The following is a 1,446-nucleotide window of genomic DNA, read 5'->3' as shown; positions in this document are numbered from 1 at the left end:
GGTTAAGCCCTCGGCCTATTAGTACCGGTCAACTCAACACGTTACCGTGCTTACATCTCCGGCCTATCAACCCAGTAGTCTAGCTGGGAGCCTTACCCACTCAAAGGTGGTGGGATACCTCATCTCGAAGCGAGCTTCCCGCTTAGATGCTTTCAGCGGTTATCCCTTCCGAACGTAGCCAACCAGCCATGCTCCTGGCGGAACAACTGGCACACCAGAGGTTCGTCCGTCCCGGTCCTCTCGTACTAGGGACAGCCCTTCTCAAGTATCCAACGCGCACGGCGGATAGGGACCGAACTGTCTCACGACGTTCTAAACCCAGCTCGCGTACCGCTTTAATGGGCGAACAGCCCAACCCTTGGGACCTGCTACAGCCCCAGGATGCGACGAGCCGACATCGAGGTGCCAAACCATCCCGTCGATATGGACTCTTGGGGAAGATCAGCCTGTTATCCCCGGGGTACCTTTTATCCGTTGAGCGACACCGCTTCCACACGCAAGTGCCGGATCACTAGTCCCGACTTTCGTCCCTGCTCGACCCGTCAGTCTCACAGTCAAGCTCCCTTGTGCACTTACACTCAACACCTGATTGCCAACCAGGCTGAGGGAACCTTTGGGCGCCTCCGTTACCCTTTAGGAGGCAACCGCCCCAGTTAAACTACCCACCAGACACTGTCCCTCGACCCGATCAGGGCCGCAAGTTAGATACCCAAACCCAACAGAGTGGTATTTCAACAACGCCTCCACCCGAACTGGCGTCCGAGCTTCACCGGCTCCCACCTATCCTACACAATTAAATTCAGATACCAATGTCAAGCTATAGTAAAGGTCCCGGGGTCTTTCCGTCCTGCCGCGCGTAACGAGCATCTTTACTCGTACTGCAATTTCGCCGGGCCTGTGGTTGAGACAGTGGGGAAGTCGTTACGCCATTCGTGCAGGTCGGAACTTACCCGACAAGGAATTTCGCTACCTTAGGATGGTTATAGTTACCACCGCCGTTTACTGGCGCTTAAGTTCTCCGCTTCGCCCCGAAGAGCTAACAGGTCCCCTTAACGTTCCAGCACCGGGCAGGCGTCAGTCCATATACATCGTCTTACGACTTGGCATGGACCTGTGTTTTTAGTAAACAGTCGCTTCCCCCTGCTCTCTGCGGCCATACCACGCTCCACCCGCAAGGGGCTTCACGCGTCCGGCCCCCCTTCTCCCTAAGTTACGGGGGCAATTTGCCGAGTTCCTTAACCACAGTTCACCCGTCGCCTCGGTATTCTCTACCTGACCACCTGTGTCGGTTTAGGGTACGGGCCGCTCAGAACATCGCTAGAGGCTTTTCTCGGCAGCATAGGATCAATGACTTCACCAGAACGGCTCGGCATCACGTCTCAGCCTCATGATGTGCGGATTTGCCTACACACCGGCCTACACGCTTACCCCGGCACAACCACCGGC

The 1,446-nt window shown here is 56.3% G+C and carries 1 rRNA gene; it reads right to left on the bottom strand.

Annotated elements, in window-relative coordinates:
- A 23S ribosomal RNA gene (locus IEZ13_RS46050) occupies positions 1–1,446 on the bottom strand; the annotation flags it as partial.

Source organism: Actinoplanes campanulatus (assembly GCF_014647795.1).
Classification (GTDB): Bacteria; Actinomycetota; Actinomycetes; order Mycobacteriales; family Micromonosporaceae; genus Actinoplanes; species Actinoplanes campanulatus.
Note: the sequence above shows the minus strand (reverse complement) of the source record. Positions and strands in the feature narration are given on the sequence as shown.